The organism is Bacillus kwashiorkori, assembly GCF_001375515.1.
Lineage (GTDB): Bacteria > Bacillota > Bacilli > Bacillales > Caldibacillaceae > Bacillus_BK > Bacillus_BK kwashiorkori.
The window spans coordinates 26,215-43,941 of sequence record NZ_CTDX01000012.1; the positions used below are offsets into that span (position 1 = coordinate 26,215).

Sequence of the window (17,727 nt, forward strand, 5' to 3'; positions counted from 1 at the left end):
GAAGTTATTCTTTCGTATAATCTTTTGTATATATCCATTCAATTTCATCTCCGTGACTTACTTTAACAGAGCCAGAACTTCGGTCAAGTAGTACTCCATTCTTTTTAACGAGCCAACCACTTAGTGGACCGTCATCAAACTCATAATAATTACCGATGCCCGCCACATATGTTTGCGAACCACTGCCCCTCACTTCAAAGGCAATTTTTTTCCCTTTTAATAAATCAATAGTGGCATTAATTATCGTAGCATTTTTAACAATTTCTACTTTCGTTTTTTGGATGAGAATTTCATCTAATGCTTTTATCGTGACAAACACGTATGGACCCTGTTCACTTTTTGTTTGTTGCGGTTGTTTTTGTTCATCTTCTTGTGTTGAAGTGTTCGCTGTATCGTTTTCAGTTCGGTTTTGCTTTTCTTCCGTTTTGGTCGTGCTCGCCTTTTTGGAAGTTTCCTCGTTGTTTTCTTTACTTTGTTTTTGTTCTTTTACATTCGTACGGTCTGTATGCTTTTCAATATCTTCTGTTGAAGTATCTTCTTCTTGTTTTTCTGCTGGATGATCGGTAGTGTTATCGGAATCTTTTCGTTCTTCGCCCAACTCTTCTCTATGTTCCGTTAGTTGCGTGTCATGTTTGTCAGTCGGTAACACGGAGTCCTTTTCACAGCCTGTTATCACCAATAAGAAAATAACAAGAAAATAGAATAGAAGTTTTTTTATAAAGCGCATCATCTGCCTCCTTTCCATGGGGAAGAATGAGGCAAAAGAATGATTCTTTGCCTCCTATCTACATTAATTAGTAGTTATTTTTTTCCTATGATAATAAAAAGCGGTAGCTGAAAATAAAAGAAGCGATAAGCCAATTAGCAACAAATTGTAATAGGCAGTTGCTGTATTTGGTAGTGGTTTTCCTTCTTGCGCATTTTCTTCTTTAGGATTAGTTGTGTCACTATTCTTTGTATCCTCTACTGGTGAAACTTGTTCTAGATCTTTTGATTTTTGAACAAGTGAATAGATAGAACCTGTTCCTTCAGCAAACTTTTCATAGGCAGCAAGTGCCATTAATGCTTGACTAGTTGCAATAGAACTTGATTGGTTATCCGTAGGTAAATGAGCAAATCCGCCATCGGTCTGTTGGGCGGCAAGGAGAAAATCAATTAAATTTGTTTCCCCTTTTGTAAATAATTTTCCCGTTGGATCAATATTTAAGGCGGTTAAACCAATAATTACTTGGGAAACCGTTTCGATAGCTTCACCACCATTAAACGCCTCATAAAAGCCAGCAGAATCTGATTGGAAATTACTTAACCATTGGACCGCGTTTCTGATGGCTGTTTTTACATTCGCCTCATTTTGATACGGTGCAAGAGCTGCAAGTGCCATTCCTGTAATATCAGCACTTCCATTATCTCCGGCCAACGCCCATGCGCCATTAGAAAGTTGATGTTCCAATAAGGAGTTGACTAATTGGTCTCTATTCCAAGTACTATTCTCCAGTGTTTGGTAATTGGCACTATCCAACGCAAGTAAAGCAAAAATAACACCATTCGATCCTTGATTCAATAGTCTTTCGTGATTCGTAAGTTGTTCAATCAAATTGTAACCAGCAATATTATTGGCATCTTTTCCAGCAGCTGTCACTATTAGAATCGCCTTTTCTAAATCTGTTACATTACGAAACTTTGCTTCTTTATCGACAATATCTTGAATTGTTTTTTGTAAGTACGTATTTGGGATCGGTAGACTTAATCCATTGAACGCTATAGCAGTAAAAAAGTCAAAATTATCTTTGTTGGATATATATTGGATGGCAGAGTCAATCGCCTTTTGGATATCTATCTGTTCATGACCTTTGTCCGGTTGATCCGGTTGTTCTGGGGCTCCAATCGGATCCTTGTCACCAGGTTCGGACGGTTCTTCTGGACTAGTTTGGTAAGATTCCACTTTTAATTCGAGCTGGTCCCCATCTGTAAGCAAATAACTAACTAAGCCTACCTCCATATAAGAGCCATTCAAATATGCACCAAAATATTCATTGTTGCCTAATATGTCACCGATATTATTTAAAAAGGTAAGCCAAGTGTCATCAACAGAAGCAGAAATTGATAAATTATGTTCAAGTGTTGCTTGAACTAAGGCATCATATGCTGTTGCCCCTTTCACAATGGTTACTTCTGTTTTTGGAATAATTTCTGCCCCTAATTTATCCTTAATAACAACAGTAGCGTCAACCATAACTGGAGGCCAATGAGTCATTTTAAAAAGAATATTATCTCCGTTCTCAATCTTATATGTTGGAGCTCCTTCATTTGCTTCTATCCCGTTGATAAAAAAGCCCCAATAGCTTTCTCCTTCAGGGAAAATTCCGTTAATTCCAGTCATAAAGGCACCGAAATCAGATTCCTCATATGTAACGTTAGCTATTTTTTCTAAAACATCTGCGGCAGTAGCCCCAATCTCAAAAGGAACGGCAGTTGTTTGAATAACAGGTTCTCCCTTTTCATTAAGAACAGTAACGGTCGCACCGTTTTCCAAAATGGCCGCATTCGCTGTCGATAAAGAAAGAACGCTGCTTTGAGCAAAAAGCAAGAGAATAACTGTGAAAGTGATAAAAATAGATTGCCAGCGTTGTTTTTGAAACATAGTATTTCCTCCTCAATGATTGTTTTTTGGCATAAAAAAAACATCCCTGGAGGAGATGTATATGCATTATGGAAAGTAACTCGACACGTTCCTTTGCAGACACACCCCCTATCCACGTAGGGTTATCGGCGCGCAAAAATAGGCAGGTCTCCTGACTTATGTTCAACATTCTCTTTAGCCTTCCCATCAAAGACAGTGGCTTTAGTAAGAGAACTCCCAATTACAGTGGCGGGACCGCGTCGGACTTTCACCGAACTTCCCTTTTAATGTTACTGTTGCAAAAGAACCATCTTTTTAAGAACGGTTTCCTTTATTTCCCAACAGAAACAACCTATTTTTCCGATATTCAGTTAAATTCATCATAAGCCAGTATCTAGTATGCGTCAAGCAAGAAACATTTGGATAATTTGCGAATATTTAAGGAAAACGATTTAAATTATGGTATATTGGTAGAAAGTAAAGTTAGAATTTTTAAAATTACAGTGTGTTATTAATCGAAAACAATTGAAAATAGTAAAAAAGATGGAACATAGTGAAAGGTACATCCGTATCGTAAAGTAGGAGTGTCGATTTTACTGCTAATTTAATTTTTGAAAAGCTAAAAAATGGGGTAGGGAGGATTTTATGAAAAAAGGATCGTCGTACATACTTATTGGTGTTTTTGGGTTAGTAGGGGTATTAGGATTATTATTTATTATTTTTCCCTTCCTAGGACTTGCTTCTTTTTCATCACACACCAACTCTATTAGTGTCAGTACAGCTGTGCAAGGAACTACTTATAATTGGGGGTTTGAGGTAAATAATGCTAAAGACACGATAAGTGAACAAGTTACTATCAAAAACGATAATGTAATCGAGATTGATAATGTTCAAGGGGAAAGTGTGATTAAAATTGTTGTGAAAGATGCGAATGGGAAAAAGGTTTTCTCGGAAAAACAAAAAGGTTCTGGAACACTTCAGTTTCAAGCAGCGGCTGGTCCAGCAACGATTGAAATTACTTTAAATAAAGGAAACTATATTAGTTCCGTTACATTAAACCCTGAAAAATAGTTACTTAAAAAAGGGAAGAAATATTCGTGTTAGTAAATTTATTAAAAAGGATTGATTAACTTTCAGCAGAAAATATTCAACGTCAATTTCTTGAATTAATAAAAACGATTGGCTTTATACCAAAGGGAATCCAAGTAGCTAATGAAGAACTTTATAATAAATTACATCCTCTTACGAAACAATTGGCAGTAGAGATGCAGTTGTTGGAGGAACTAGAGGAATTGACGATGATAAAGGAAATGATTATTAATCAAGCAGAAAACGACGAAGATTTTTTTAGTTAATGACTTTTTTCACGAGGAAAAGCTGGTAAAAAAAGGGACTACAGGGGGAGAAAATGGTGGAAAAGCGTGTCGCAATTCAAGATGAATATAGTGAAAAAATTGCCTGGTGTTATGGGTGTGGAAGACTAAATGATAAGGGGCACCATTTTAAGACATATTGGGATGGCGAAAATACAGTCACTTACTATGAACCAAAACAAGAACATATGGCCATTCCAGGTTTTGTTTATGGAGGAATCATTGCTTCATTGATCGATTGTCATTCCACTGGCTCCGCATCCATTGCACTTCATCGAAAAAATGGCAATGAACCAGGAAGTGGAATCGAGCCTCCGCGCTTCGTTACAGGAAGTTTAAAGGTGGATTATTTAAAACCGACACCTCAAAATATCCAGTTAAAAGCAGTTGGAACAATTGAAGAAATTCATCCGAAAAAATGGCGAATCTTAACGGAAGTATATGCAAATGATTTACTATGTGCAACCGGTGATGTCACAGCAGTCGTCATGCCAAGCAGTTTTTTGAAGGAATAAACAAAAGCTGTCCCTAAAAGATTTTGGGGACAGCTTTTTTTCATCGTTAATCTAATGGATTGGCAACTTAGAGTAATAATCAGTATCAAGAATCTTTGTAGAAAAGTAAAACTTACTATTCACAATCGCTTGGATTTGCTTAATGTAGTCACTATTAATTTTTTCCCCTTTAACAGGATAAAATTCCCTCGTCACGGCATTATAGCGTCCTTTACTCGTAATAAAACTTTTATTTTGAAAAATAACGAGCGGCTCTGCATTTGAAAAAACATCTCTCCCCATTAAGAGTCTGGAATCGTATGGTAACCCAAGTAAATTAGAGACAGTCGGAATAATATCTAAACTCGAAACAGGCTCATCAATAGTCAAAGGTTCCATACCTTTCGTATATAAAATAAATGCACTTTTATAAAGATCAAAATTCTCTTCTACTTTATGTCCCGCTAACTCATCAATTGTTTTTTTATCTAGTCCATACGGATAATGGTCTGCACTTAAAACAATTAACGTCTTATCCGCAATTCCTTTCTGTTCAAGTTCCTGTAAAATTCGTTCCAAAGCTTTATCAAGCTCAATTTGAGTTGCTAAATATGCCTTTGCCTGTTCACTATAAGGGAGATCCTTCACTAATTCCCGATTTTTATAAGCAATATAGTTTCCGGAAAAGGAATACTGCATATGACCGCTAACAGTCATGTAATATGCATGAAATGGCTCTGTATCAATATATTCCGAAATCGTTACATCCATCATTTCCAAGTCTGACTCGGGCCATGTTTGTTTCACCTTTAAACCATTCCCAACCCCTTTATACGTATATCCCATATTCGGATGCGAAACATCACGCCGATAATAATCAAAAGTATGGTTATGGTAGGCGACAGTTTTATAACCTAACTTCTTTAGCTGATTTCCTAATGCAAATGGGAGCTTATTTTTCCCTGATTGATAAAAACTCCAAACTCCACTTTTCGGGATTAAACCAACATTGGCAACATATTCTCCGTCAGATGTACTAACACCCCATAACGGATTATAAAAATTTGGAAAATAAACTCCTTCATGGACAAGCTTATATAACGTTGGTGTGACATTTTTTTGTACAGCTAAATGGGAAAACCCTTCTGCTGTCAGGACAATTACGTTATACCCTGCATACTTACCAGTAAATTGATTTTTCTCCGTTGGTGGAACAGAAGAGAAATATTGGTGCATTTCTTTTATCTCTGGATTTTTTTCTTCTTTTATTAACTTATCAAAATCAATCGGCAAAGTTTGAAAGGTAATGGTTGGCTTTACCTCTTTGTCCGATGAGTCTATATTATCGTTTCTTGTCAAATTCCCTTCATCCTGAATAGAGTCCGTCTTTTCTTTTTTGCCAGACGGTAGTTTAGGATATACAGGAGAAGCGGCATGTAGTTTTGGGGACCATCCGGTAATTTGTCTTTGTAAATCGAGCCGCATCGTGGTTAATATCCCCAGTTTTTCAACAGAAAGGATTGGATCATTCGTATGAAAGTATAAGTCATAGGCAGAGTTTTGTTCATGACTTTCCATGAAAATAGTTGTTATCCCGATCATATAAGAACTAACGATGCACGAAATAAGAAAGATAGTAGAAACTCCTCTAGCTCGCTTAAATGGAAATATTCGTTTTCCGATAATTAGTAAAAATAGTGCTGGTAGAAAAAATAAAATGAGCCAAAAGCTATTTTTACCAACTGCCGCCCAAATATCATTCCAAAACTCCAATACTTGACCTGCATTACTTGCAGAAAAGATGGAATAATATGTTTTGAAAAAATCGAAGTAAATTAGTTGGGATGAATAAATACATCCAATGATGACCAAAAAAAAGCATGCTATGAGGTAATTGGTTGTTTTATTAAATAAACTGCTTAAAAGAAATGCTATGGCAGCGAAAGTGAGGATAAAAATAAACGATAATAAAAAATGGACGGAGAAGATTTTCCCAGTCGTTCCAAGACGAAAGATCACTTCTGAAAATCCAAAGGCAAATATAAAAAAGAACAGTAAATAAAAATCATGCAACTCTTTCCTCATTTCCACTCACCCTTTCATAACTAAAGAAGAAAAAGTTCTCCTTAATATTCTTGACGAGGAAATCGACAATATGTTACATCTGTACAATAACTTTATTTAAATTTTTGGAAATACATTGGAAAGTTATGGCAATTACCGACTTTTAAGAAGGGTGGAATATATTCCCAAGGTGCTTCAAAAATTTTACATTGATTTTTTCACGAAAAAGCACTATTATAAAAATACAAGCTACGTTGTTCGTACAGTTAATAAGTTTTTAACCTAGTTACTGTAATAGGGAGTTTTAGATTGAAGCAGGGAATGACAAACCTCCGTCTATACGACATAGAGGTCAAGCAGGAAAGCTTCTGCGAACACCCACTTTAAGGAGTGGTGGTTTTAAAACTTCATTATTCCAATACGGCAAATGTGGCTCTTCTATTCGTACGAAACCAGCTCCTTTTACGGGGTTGGTTTTTTTTATTGGAACTTGGACGAACTTAAAGAGGACACCGTTGTTATTGTAAATATAGTAAAGATTCAAGCAATACCGCCTTATGAACGATAGTAATGTAGGAGAAAACGGTCTTTTAATGGGCTCCTTTTAATCAATCCTTGTTTTTATGTATTTCCTAGGTTGAGTATAGTGAAAAGCAAAACTTCAGCGAAAATAAACTATTTGGAAAAAATATGAAGTTTTGTAAGAAAGGCATTTAATAAAAGTTGCATTAATGACAGGCTTGCCTCATAATCTTTACCAAGGGCAACTTTTTTCAACTAAGATAAATTTTCATAAAATTTGTTAAAGCTTTTTTTAGTACCAAATGTTTATGGAAACATAAAATAATGAATAATAGTTCTGAGGTTTTGAGAGGAGAAAAATATGACAGATAATGTATTGCTAGCGTTTGGCTTAACATTAGTGGCTGGTTTAGCAACTGGAATCGGCAGTCTGCTGGCCTTTTTTACTTCATCTACGAATACAAAATTTTTATCCTTTGCCCTCGGTTTCTCGGCAGGAGTAATGATTTATGTTTCTATGATTGATATTTTTCCAAAGGCACAAGAATCGTTAGTAAAAGCTTTAGGTTTAGAGCGAGGAAGCTGGTTCACCGTTATCGGTTTTTTTGGGGGAATGCTATTAATTGCGCTGATTGACAAATTTATTCCGAAACAGAATAATCCTCATGAATTAAAGAAAGTAGAGGATATGAATGCTCCTGTAAAAGATCCGGCTTTACTAAAAATGGGGACATTTGCTGCCCTTGCTATCGGTATTCATAATTTTCCTGAGGGAATAGCAACATTTACCTCTGCACTGCAAGATCCAAAATTAGGAATTGCCATTGCTGCGGCTATCGCAATACACAACATCCCAGAAGGAATTGCTGTCTCTGTACCAATTTATTATGCAACTGGAAGTAGAAAGAAAGCTTTTAAATTGTCATTCTTGTCCGGCTTATCTGAGCCGATCGGTGCCTTATTTGCCTTCTTTCTATTAATGCCGTTTTTAAATGATATGGTATTTGGAATTATTTTTGCCGCTGTGGCTGGGATTATGGTATTTATCTCTTTAGATGAATTATTGCCAGCTGCAAAAAAATATGAAGAAGCACATACATCAATTTACGGGTTAATTGGTGGGATGGCTGTGATGGCGATTAGCTTATTGTTATTTATATAGGGATGAATTTTTAGTTGTTGTTCTTCACTTTCGTCCCGCAGAGAGTTTTCGTATTGGAGACTCTTTTTAATCATATAACGAATAAGTATGATAAAAATGAAAGGCAAATAGTTTGGATTTTTTTCCTTCCTATTTGCCTTTTGTTTCTATATTTTAACCCCTTTTCATAACCCTAGTTTTAATTCTCTTCATTGGATAGTTTTAAAATATCTAATAGTCTAAAGAATAAGCTTAAAATAATCGCAATAATGGTTGCAAGCCCCATTCCCTTTATTTCTACCGGTCCGATATAAATGGTCGCGCCACTAATGCCAATTACTAAAACAATTAATGATAAAATCATATTTTGCGAGTTCGCATAATTTACATTTGCCTCTACTAACATTCTAATTCCGCTAATCGCAATCATACCAAATAGGAGCAAGGAAATACCGCCCATAACTGGACTTGGAACAGCACTGATCAAAGCGGAAAATTTTCCAAAGAAGGAAATAATAATCGCAATAATCGCCGCCCCGCCAATAATCCATGTAGAATACACTCTCGTTATCGCTAATACACCGATATTTTCCCCGTACGTTGTATTAGGCGTCGAACCGACCAAACTCGATATAATAGTAGATACTCCATTTCCGATAAAGGAGTGGTCGAGTCCAGGATTTTTTACTAAATCTTTTTGAACAATATTACCAGTAACAACTAAATGACCAATATGTTCTGGAATAAGTACTAGCGCAGCAGGTAAGATAATTAAGATATCCGACCAGTTAAATTTCATTTGGTAAAACTGTGGTAATGATACGGTTGCAGCATTTTGGACACTAGAAAAATCCACTAACCCAAAGAAATAGGCAATAATATAGCCGCTAACAAAGCCGATTAAGATAGGAATAATTTTTAAAAATCCGCGCATTGTTACCCAACAAATAATGGTAATTGCCAATGTTAATAAAGATACCGTTAGAATATCTGGATCTGGTCGCCAATTACTGCCAGCATTATCAGGCGCAATTAAACCAGCCATCCCTGCCGCTACTGGTACAAGCTCTAAACCAATAACTGCTACAATTGCTCCCATCGCTGCCGGAGGAAAAATGACATCAATCCATTTCGTTCCAGCATATTTAACAATAAGCCCAGCTAGTATGAGCACGATTCCGACGACAAGAAACCCTGCTAACACATAAGAATAGCCTTCTACCCCTGTTCCTTTATACTTAAGCAAAACGGCACTAACTGGGGAAATAAAGGCGAAACTTGATCCTAAGTAAGCGGGAATTTTTCCTTTCGTAATGAATAGATAAAGTAATGTGCCGATTCCATTCATTAGTAAAATCGTTGCTGGATCCACCCCGAATATAATTGGTACTAACACTGTTGAACCGAACATTGCAAATAAATGTTGAAAACTTAATGGTAAGCTTTGCCAAAATGGTAATCGTTCATCGACTTGTATTTCTCTTTGTCTCATGAAATCCTCTCCTCACAATAGTTAGTAATAATCATCTTTTGACAAATGGATGACCTTTGAACGGCTGCAAGAAGTTGGATATACTTAAGTTTTAAAAAAGTCTGTTGAATTTTTGGAAATACGTATAAAAAAACACCTTACCAGTAATTGGCAAGGTGAGGGAATGCCCATGTAAATACCGTACTAATGGGCATAAAATTGTTGATCATTTATCACTACGATAACCTTGCCAGCCTCACGGGACTGATATTAAAGGTTCACATTCATTTGTCTTTGCTATTATGGCAGGTATAACCGAAAAAGTCAACTTAAAAAATTAGTATATTTAATAATTATTATTTTAGTAGATTCAAAAGGAGTAACGATGTATGTTTCGGGGAAATAGATAAACTATATAACAAAATGTTTGTCTAATCCATTATGTTTTCAGTATTATAAAAAGTAATACTTAGATTATTTTATGAAATTAGGAGGATGTCTGATGAGGGTGTTAAATAAAAAAAGCATTGCTGCAATAATGTTAGCGGTATTGTTATTACTATCTGGCTGCGGCACGAAAGGACAAGATAATAGTACAGAGGACAAAAAGAGTGGTGAAAATACAATGGATGCGGTGGAAAAAAATCCGATTGTTACGATTGAAATGGAAGACGGTGGAAAAATTGAAATGGAGTTATACCCTAATATCGCACCTAATACCGTGGCTAACTTTGTATCATTAGTTGAAGAAGGCTATTATGATGGAGTTATTTTTCACCGCGTTATTCCAGGCTTCATGGTTCAAGGTGGTGACCCACAAGGAACGGGTATGGGCGGCCCAGGATATCAAATCGCGGGGGAATTTTCGGCGAATGGTTTTGAGAATAATTTAAAACATGAACGTGGTGTCGTATCCATGGCTAGGACACCAGATCCAAACTCCGCTGGTTCACAATTCTTTATTATGGTTGCGGAAGCCACTCATTTAGACGGAGAATATGCAGCCTTTGGGAAAGTTATATCAGGTATGGATGTTGTTGATGGAATTGTTAATGTGGAGCGGGATGCAAACGATAAGCCTCTGAAAGATCAAGTGATGAAAAAGGTTAAGGTAAATACGTTCGGTGTAACTTATCCAGAAGTGAAAAAAGTAGAGTAAGGGGATACATATAAAATTCCATCTACCAAATGCATCATAAATAATAATACCCAAGAATGTTGTAAGCATTCTTGGGTTAAACATTTACATTTTGTATAGCCATATTCATACAGTGGATTATTTTACAGCTTCTGGTACTGGCAAACCTAATCCTTCTGCTACACGAGCACCGTATTCTGGATCTGCTTTATAAAAATGCTCAATTTGGCGTTGTTTAATTTCATCCAATGTTACTAGTTTCATAGATGCTACAATATTATTTACAAGACGAGTTTTTTCTTCGTCACTCATTAAGCGGTATAAATCCCCAGCTTGCGTATAGTGGTCGTCAGAATCATAGCTTACACTATCAGCAACCCCACTCACTTCAAATGGTACAATTTTAGCATTTGGATCTTCTTTTGGTCCGTCAAAGCTATTTGGTTCATAATAGACAGAACCACCACCATTTGTACTAGGATTCATAAAGCCATCTCGTTGATAGTTACTTGCAGGAACTTTTGGCTGATTAATTGGAAGCAAGTTAAAGTTCGCGCCGATACGATAACGTTGAGTGTCATGATATGCAAATAGTCGACCTTGCAACATTTTGTCTGGTGATGTCTCTACCCCAGGAACTAATGTACCAGGTGAGAATGCTGCTTGTTCCACTTCGGCAAAATAGTTCTCCGGATTGCGATTAAGTACCATCTTACCAACTTCGATTAACGGATAATCTTTATGGGACCATACTTTTGTTACATCAAATGGATCCCATTTGTACGTATTAGCATCTTCTAACGGCATAATTTGTACATATAATGTCCAAGACGGGTAGTCACCCTTTTCTATCGCATTATGCAAATCTTCAATATGATAATCTGGATTTTCTCCGGCAATTTTAGCTGCAAGCTCCGGATCCATATTTTTAACCCCTTGATCCGTTTTGAAGTGATACTTCACCCAGACAGCTTCCCCTTCTGCATTCACCCATTTAAATGTGTGGCTTGCATATCCATTCATATGCCGCCATGTTAATGGCAGTCCACGATCACCGAATAAGTATGTAACTTGATGAAGAGATTCAGGTGATAAGCTCCAGAAATCCCATACAGCGGTTGGGTTTTTCAAATGTGTCTTTGGGTCACGCTTTTGTGTGTGTATAAAGTCTGGGAATTTGATGGCATCACGAATAAAGAAAATAGGTGTATTGTTACCAACAATATCGTAGTTACCTTCTTCTGTGTAAAATTTTACAGCAAAACCACGTGGGTCACGTACTGTATCTGCAGAACCTAGTTCCCCAGCAACAGTGGAAAAACGGATAAATAATGGTGTTCTTTTACCAACCCCGTTAAAAAGTTTTGCTTTCGTATATGGTGACATATCATTAGTTACTTCAAAATAACCATGAGCCCCGCCACCTTTCGCATGAACTACTCGCTCTGGTACTCGCTCACGATTGAAATGTGCTAGTTTTTCCAATAAATGTACATCTTGAATTAATGTTGGGCCTCTAGAACCGGCAGTAATTGAATTTTGGTTGTCTCCAACAGGAGCACCCCAACTAGTTGTTAAACGGTTATTAACCACTTACATCACCCCTCTATTATTATCAAACTCTATCATACCAAATTTAATATAAAAATCAATACTTTATTATAATAATTTTAAATTAGAACTTATTATTACGTAACTGAAACTAACTTTAGTATAAATGTTACTACCAGAAAATACAAATAAAACGCATCTTACAACAAAAAACCCTAGCAAATGTTTTGCTTAACAATTGCTAGGGTGGGAGATATTATCATTTGCGGTCAACTAATTGATAATAATAATTATCCTTTTAACAAGTTATTCACCTTTTAAATGAAAATAACAGACTTAACGTTAGTTCGCTTTTTCTTCAAAAATTTTCGCGATTTCAATGATCACTTCGGTAGCTTTTACCATCGTTTCGGCTGATACGTACTCAAACTTGCCATGCATATTTTCCCCGCCAGCGAAAATATTTGGTGTAGGTAGCCCCATGAAGGAAAGTTGGGAACCATCCGTACCGCCGCGAACAGGTTCGATAACAGGTTCAATTTGTAGTCGCTTCATTGCTTCATAAGCATTATCAAATACTTCTTTGACTGGTTCAATCTTTTCGCGCATGTTGTAATATTGGTCTTTCAAGTCTATAATAAGCGTGTCTTTCCCGTATTTATCTTGTAATTTTTCAACGACATTCGTTAATGTAGCTTTTTTCGCTTCAAATTTATTTCGGTCATGGTCACGAATAATATAGTACAAATTTGTTTTTTCCACATCACCAGAAAAGGATAATAAGTGGTAAAATCCTTCATATCCTTCTGTGAATTCTGGAGCTTCTTCTGTTGGTAGTAGGCTGTTTAATTCCATTCCAATTTTAATCGAGTTGACCATTTTATTTTTCGCAGAACCAGGGTGGATATTGTTGCCTTTAATCGTAATTTTTGCAGCGGCGGCGTTGAAGCTTTCATATTGAAGTTCCCCAAGAGGACCACCATCCATCGTATATGCATATTTTGCATTGAATCGTTCCACATCAAATTTGTGTGGACCTCTACCTATTTCTTCATCAGGCGTAAAGGCTACGCGGATTTCTCCGTGTTTAATTTCGGGATGTTGAATGAAATATTCCATTGCTGTCATAATTTCCGCAATTCCGGCCTTATCATCTGCTCCGAGTAAAGTTGTCCCGTCAGTTGTTATTAATGTTTGCCCAACGTAATTTTTTAAGTTAGGAAATGCATCGGGAGATAACACAATCCCTAAATCTTTATTTAAAATGATTTCCCCGCCATCATAGTTTTCGTGAATTTGTGGGTTTACATTTTTACCGGTAAAATCAGTAGCGGTATCAACATGAGCTAAAAAGCCAATTGTCGGGACATCTTTATTTGTATTGGCTGGTAAAGTTGCCATTACATAGCCATTTTCATCTATTGATACATCTTTCATACCGATTTCTTTTAATTCTTCTACTAACAATTTTAATAAATCCCATTGTCCAGGAGTGGAAGGGCAAGTTTGGCTATCTTCGTTAGATTGTGTGTCTACTTTCGCATATGTAATTAATCGGTTAATTAAAGCTTCTTTCACTTTGCTTCATCTCCTAAAAATTTTAGTTTTATCATAACACTTTTTATCTTTTTTATGAAGTTAAAATTTTATGTCTGTTTCAGAAAGAAAATCAATGTTGGCTGCTAGCAGTTAAACAACTCACTTAAAAACTTCGAGAAAGCTCCATAATGATTCGATTCTTTTACTAGAGTAAAAATGGGTAATCTATTCGCTTTTATAGCCATCTGAAAAAAATTACGTTAGAATATTATTCGTGAACATTTTGAGTTACGAAATATTTTTACCCATTTACCCTACTAAAATACAAACTAAAAGGAGACATACGATGATTCGTCGATTTCTATCTTATTATAAGCCACATAAAAAGTTATTTACGATTGACTTTACGAGTGCGGTAATCGTCGCTATATTGGAGCTTGCTTTTCCAATTGCAGTGCAGTGGTTTATTGATGATTTGCTGCCGTCTGGAAATTGGACCGCTGTAATTTCTGTTAGTGCTGGATTGCTTACTTTTTATATTATGAGCACTTTTTTACAATATATTGTTAATTATTTAGGGCATAAATTGGGGATTAACATTGAAACAGATATGCGCAGCCAGCTTTTTAACCATGTACAACGACAATCTTTCCGCTTTTTTGATAACACGAAAACAGGCCATGTCATGAGTCGTATTACGAACGACCTATTTGATATTGGTGAACTTGCTCACCACGGACCTGAGGACTTCTTTATTGCAATTATGACTTTAGTTGGTGCATTTTGGATTATGCTAACTGTCAATGTTCAGCTAGCATTAGTAACGATTATTGTCATCCCCTTCCTCGTCTGGGTAATTACTTTTTGTAATATTCGCATGAACCGTGCTTGGAAGAAGATGTATGAAAAAATTGCGGACGTTAATGCTCGCGTAGAAGATAGTGTATCCGGAGTACGGGTTGTACAATCATTTACAAATGAGAATTACGAGATTAATAGATTTTCCACAGATAATAAAAAGTTTCGCAAGGCAAAACTAGAGGCATATAAAGTAATGGCATATACGAATTCAAGTATCTATATGATGACTCGTTTTGTTACACTTGTGGTGCTAGTTGTCGGGGCTTGGTTAAGTTTTAATGACCAGTTATCTTATGGGGAGCTAGTAGGATTTGTATTATATGTTAATGTGCTGTTTAAGCCAGTTGATAAAATAAGTGCGTTAATGGAGTTATATCCAAAGGGTATGGCTGGATTCAAACGTTTTACCGAGTTAATTGATACCGAACCTGATGTAGTGGATCGTACCGATGCGGTGGAGGTTCCGTTTTTGCGCGGTGATATTGACTTCCATAATGTATCATTCCGCTATGAAAATAATAAGTCTGTATTAAATCAAATTAATTTGTCGATTGAAGCAGGACAAACTGTTGCCTTTGTTGGCCCATCTGGTGCTGGAAAAACAACTATTTGCTCGCTTATTCCCAGATTTTATGATGTCAATGAAGGCAGTATAACTATTGATGGAATCGATGTGCGGGAGATGACGAAGCAATCATTACGTTCGCAAATCGGTATTGTACAACAAGATGTGTTTTTATTTACTGGGACATTAAAGGAAAATATTGCATACGGCAAATTGAATGCAACTGATGAAGAAATCATTGAAGCGGCAAGACGAGCTCATTTAGTGGATTTTATTGCTTCATTACCTGATGGGTTAGAAACACAAGTTGGTGAACGAGGTATGAAGCTATCTGGAGGGCAAAAGCAACGAATTGCTATTGCAAGGATGTTTTTGAAAAACCCGCCGATTCTCATTTTGGATGAAGCAACATCTGCTTTAGATACAGAAACAGAAATGATTATTCAACAAGCATTGAACGAATTAGCAGAAAATCGTACCACCTTAGTTATCGCCCACAGATTGGCAACGATTCGCGGTGCAGATAAAATTATCGTCGTTACGGAAGAAGGAATTTCCGAAGAAGGAACCCATGATGAACTAATTAACAGGGGCGGAATCTTTGCGAAATTGCATGAAGTACAATTTCAGCGTTAATTAATTGATTATAAAAACGGTCCTTTATTTCTTGAATTAAATAAAGAAATAAATGACCGTTTCCTTTCAGATGAGCATATTTGGAAACATTGTCGCTTTAAGTTAATAACGTAGCTTAGCTTGCATAAGATTCATAACAATAACCCTTTCGAATGGAGCATTAGGAAAACTAATTTGGTCTAGACGTGTGTTGAATTCCATAAATATACCAGTTACTGTGATTTTCATTTCTACTGTATCGAACACCATAAAGTTGATCTAGTTGAATTAAATTATAGACTCTTTCATCATCCACTTGAAAAATAAATTCATGTTCATCGCCTGGTAAATAATATCCTTCTGGTATATATCCTTGTAAGAAAAAATAACCTTTTGGATCCTCTTCAAACTCTAAATCCATCCACTTTTTCACAAAAATAATATCTGAAATTCTAGCTTCGTTATGTTCTTTATCCTTATTAGAGATACTTATGAAGAAAAGAACGGACAGGCATATGGTAAATATAAGCGTGAGCAATAACAACCGTTTTTTCATGATTATCTCTATTCCTTTCATTTCGCTTAAGGCACAAAAAAGTGGAATGTTTGTACCTTGCGCGTTATTTATTATTCTTTCACTAGATTCAAATTCTGCAATATAATAATATAACCAAATTTTATCATTGCATATAGGTTTTCCAGGGATAGACAGGTGTGGTTATAAATTATAAATAACTGTTAATTTTAATTTTTATTCCAGAATAACAAAAATCTTTGTGCCTAAAGTATAATTATTTTCATCTTCGTTCTCATTGAATCTATTATTATAGCTATTCCATAAAGATAAATTTGAAGAACTCATCGTTAAACTTTCCTTTGGATATTATAATAATTAATAGGGTTAATAATTCTTGTAAATCATGCCTAGAACAAGTAAAAAAATAAATGGGAACTTTTTTATGTTGAGCTTAACCATATTAATTCTCCTCTCATATTTTTAATGCCTTAAACATGGATAGTAACCAACGATAAATGGGGTACCTTAATTGTTAACGTTTTCAATCGTGATGTTATTAAACATAAATTAATTATAATATCTTTATATAAATATATTATTATAGTATCACAAATGAATTAATAATACCATTTATTTAAAAAAATTTAATAAATTCCCAAAGGAAAAAGTTCTTTTAAAAACTTATAGGAAGTATGGGTAATTATTTAGTTGAGAAAAATAGAGCAGGATAACAAAAATTACAGAAAAAAGAGAGAACAGTGGATTTCAATAAATACTCATTGTTGATCTGCTGTTTTTTATCTAATAAGTGAAAGAATACTGTATATATTAAACTTATTTTATTATTCCAATCTAATAGTTGAAGTTTAAGTGAAACCAGACCATTCCTTTGTTCCTTTAGATGAAGGGGTGGTGAACCTCCATCAACAAATTAAACAAGCCTATAAGCAACAAATAGGAGGGGCAGATTTGAATGAGTTCCATCTGTCACGGATTTTGAAGAATGGCTTTATCACTTATCGGGGCAATCGGTTAGACTTTGCCAATACGATTGAATCTAGTAAACAAGCAATAGCAACCATTATAGCCGACCGCATGAAATCCGTTTGGGTCGAGGAAGTGGATTTTTTTGATGCGATATTTCTCGCAGGAGGTGGGGGGATTTATTTGAACTTGTTATCCAGCCCCACTTTGATAATCGCTTAAAGTACATTAACGAGAGTCAATTTGCCAATACGATTGGCTATTTACGATTA

14 protein-coding genes and 1 riboswitch are annotated in these 17,727 nt (G+C 35.8%); of the genes, 7 read left to right on the forward strand and 7 right to left on the reverse strand.

Going from position 1 to position 17,727, the window contains the following annotated elements; translation table 11 throughout:
- Positions 1 to 4: 4 nt before the first annotated feature.
- Both BN1242_RS03345 and BN1242_RS03350 read right to left on the reverse strand, forming a co-directional pair.
- Positions 5 to 727, reverse strand: coding sequence for a DUF4430 domain-containing protein (locus BN1242_RS03345; RefSeq protein WP_062351269.1), 723 nt, complete (start codon positions 725 to 727; stop codon positions 5 to 7).
- Between the two features lie 63 nt (positions 728 to 790).
- Positions 791 to 2,641, reverse strand: a complete 1,851-nt coding sequence (locus BN1242_RS03350) for a DUF4430 domain-containing protein (RefSeq protein WP_062351271.1) — start codon at positions 2,639 to 2,641, stop codon at positions 791 to 793.
- A 124-nt stretch (positions 2,642 to 2,765) separates the two neighbouring features.
- A riboswitch (cobalamin riboswitch) is annotated at positions 2,766 to 2,947 on the reverse strand.
- A gap of 318 nt (positions 2,948 to 3,265) precedes the next feature.
- On the opposite strand from BN1242_RS03350, the gene BN1242_RS03355 reads away from it, so the two are divergent.
- The 3 genes from BN1242_RS03355 (at position 3,266) to BN1242_RS03360 (ending at position 4,508) form a co-directional block, all read left to right on the forward strand.
- On the forward strand, positions 3,266 to 3,691 hold the full coding sequence (locus tag BN1242_RS03355) for a hypothetical protein (RefSeq protein ID WP_062351273.1): 426 nt from the start codon (positions 3,266 to 3,268) through the stop codon (positions 3,689 to 3,691).
- A gap of 74 nt (positions 3,692 to 3,765) precedes the next feature.
- Complete coding sequence (locus BN1242_RS13885; RefSeq protein ID WP_420805999.1) at positions 3,766 to 3,975, forward strand: DUF6930 domain-containing protein; 210 nt, start codon at positions 3,766 to 3,768, stop codon at positions 3,973 to 3,975.
- 53 nt (positions 3,976 to 4,028) lie between these two features.
- On the forward strand, positions 4,029 to 4,508 hold the full coding sequence (locus BN1242_RS03360; protein ID WP_062351276.1) for a PaaI family thioesterase: 480 nt from the start codon (positions 4,029 to 4,031) through the stop codon (positions 4,506 to 4,508).
- 51 nt (positions 4,509 to 4,559) lie between these two features.
- On the opposite strand, the gene BN1242_RS03365 is transcribed toward BN1242_RS03360, so the two are convergent.
- Positions 4,560 to 6,572, reverse strand: a complete 2,013-nt coding sequence (locus BN1242_RS03365) for an LTA synthase family protein (RefSeq protein WP_062351278.1) — start codon at positions 6,570 to 6,572, stop codon at positions 4,560 to 4,562.
- An 862-nt stretch (positions 6,573 to 7,434) separates the two neighbouring features.
- Here BN1242_RS03365 and zupT point away from each other — a divergent pair.
- Positions 7,435 to 8,235: a zinc transporter ZupT gene (gene zupT, locus BN1242_RS03375; RefSeq protein WP_062351284.1), complete on the forward strand. Its 801-nt coding sequence runs from the start codon at positions 7,435 to 7,437 to the stop codon at positions 8,233 to 8,235.
- Positions 8,236 to 8,413: 178 nt separating this feature from the next.
- Here the strand turns inward: zupT and uraA are convergent, their stop codons facing one another.
- A complete protein-coding gene (gene uraA, locus BN1242_RS03380; protein WP_062351287.1) occupies positions 8,414 to 9,706 on the reverse strand; it encodes a uracil permease in 1,293 nt (430 codons plus the stop codon).
- A gap of 481 nt (positions 9,707 to 10,187) precedes the next feature.
- Between uraA and BN1242_RS03385 the strand changes: the two genes are divergently transcribed.
- Positions 10,188 to 10,844: a peptidylprolyl isomerase gene (locus tag BN1242_RS03385; protein ID WP_062351290.1), complete on the forward strand. Its 657-nt coding sequence runs from the start codon at positions 10,188 to 10,190 to the stop codon at positions 10,842 to 10,844.
- Positions 10,845 to 10,961: 117 nt separating this feature from the next.
- Here the strand turns inward: BN1242_RS03385 and katA are convergent, their stop codons facing one another.
- Together katA and pepT are read right to left on the reverse strand one after the other, a co-directional pair.
- On the reverse strand, positions 10,962 to 12,416 hold the full coding sequence (katA, locus tag BN1242_RS03390) for a catalase KatA (RefSeq protein ID WP_062351293.1): 1,455 nt from the start codon (positions 12,414 to 12,416) through the stop codon (positions 10,962 to 10,964).
- Between the two features lie 300 nt (positions 12,417 to 12,716).
- Complete coding sequence (gene pepT / locus BN1242_RS03395) at positions 12,717 to 13,952, reverse strand: peptidase T (protein ID WP_062351297.1); 1,236 nt, start codon at positions 13,950 to 13,952, stop codon at positions 12,717 to 12,719.
- A 307-nt stretch (positions 13,953 to 14,259) separates the two neighbouring features.
- Here pepT and BN1242_RS03400 point away from each other — a divergent pair, with 307 nt between their 5' ends.
- A complete protein-coding gene (locus BN1242_RS03400) occupies positions 14,260 to 15,975 on the forward strand; it encodes an ABC transporter ATP-binding protein (RefSeq protein WP_062351300.1) in 1,716 nt (571 codons plus the stop codon).
- Positions 15,976 to 16,144: 169 nt separating this feature from the next.
- Here BN1242_RS03400 and BN1242_RS03405 read toward each other — a convergent pair whose 3' ends face one another.
- Positions 16,145 to 16,510: a hypothetical protein gene (locus BN1242_RS03405; protein WP_062351303.1), complete on the reverse strand. Its 366-nt coding sequence runs from the start codon at positions 16,508 to 16,510 to the stop codon at positions 16,145 to 16,147.
- 831 nt (positions 16,511 to 17,341) lie between these two features.
- Here BN1242_RS03405 and BN1242_RS03410 point away from each other — a divergent pair.
- The gene (locus BN1242_RS03410) at positions 17,342 to 17,677 is read left to right on the forward strand and encodes an acetate and sugar kinases/Hsc70/actin family protein (protein ID WP_062351306.1); all 336 of its coding nucleotides are present in this window, start codon (positions 17,342 to 17,344) and stop codon (positions 17,675 to 17,677) included.
- The last annotated feature ends 50 nt before the right edge of the window (positions 17,678 to 17,727 follow it).

What these genes read in the sequence shown, in the direction of transcription:
- BN1242_RS03345 (WP_062351269.1), bottom strand. Translation starts at nt 727, where the DNA reads ATGCGCTTTATAAAAAAACTTCTATTCTATTTTCTTGTTATTTTCTTA.
- BN1242_RS03350 (WP_062351271.1), bottom strand. Translation starts at nt 2,641, where the DNA reads ATGTTTCAAAAACAACGCTGGCAATCTATTTTTATCACTTTCACAGTT.
- BN1242_RS03355 (WP_062351273.1), top strand. Translation starts at nt 3,266, where the DNA reads ATGAAAAAAGGATCGTCGTACATACTTATTGGTGTTTTTGGGTTAGTA.
- BN1242_RS03360 (WP_062351276.1), top strand. Translation starts at nt 4,029, where the DNA reads ATGGTGGAAAAGCGTGTCGCAATTCAAGATGAATATAGTGAAAAAATT.
- BN1242_RS03365 (WP_062351278.1), bottom strand. Translation starts at nt 6,572, where the DNA reads ATGAGGAAAGAGTTGCATGATTTTTATTTACTGTTCTTTTTTATATTT.
- zupT (WP_062351284.1), top strand. Translation starts at nt 7,435, where the DNA reads ATGACAGATAATGTATTGCTAGCGTTTGGCTTAACATTAGTGGCTGGT.
- uraA (WP_062351287.1), bottom strand. Translation starts at nt 9,706, where the DNA reads ATGAGACAAAGAGAAATACAAGTCGATGAACGATTACCATTTTGGCAA.
- BN1242_RS03385 (WP_062351290.1), top strand. Translation starts at nt 10,188, where the DNA reads ATGAGGGTGTTAAATAAAAAAAGCATTGCTGCAATAATGTTAGCGGTA.
- BN1242_RS03400 (WP_062351300.1), top strand. Translation starts at nt 14,260, where the DNA reads ATGATTCGTCGATTTCTATCTTATTATAAGCCACATAAAAAGTTATTT.
- BN1242_RS03405 (WP_062351303.1), bottom strand. Translation starts at nt 16,510, where the DNA reads ATGAAAAAACGGTTGTTATTGCTCACGCTTATATTTACCATATGCCTG.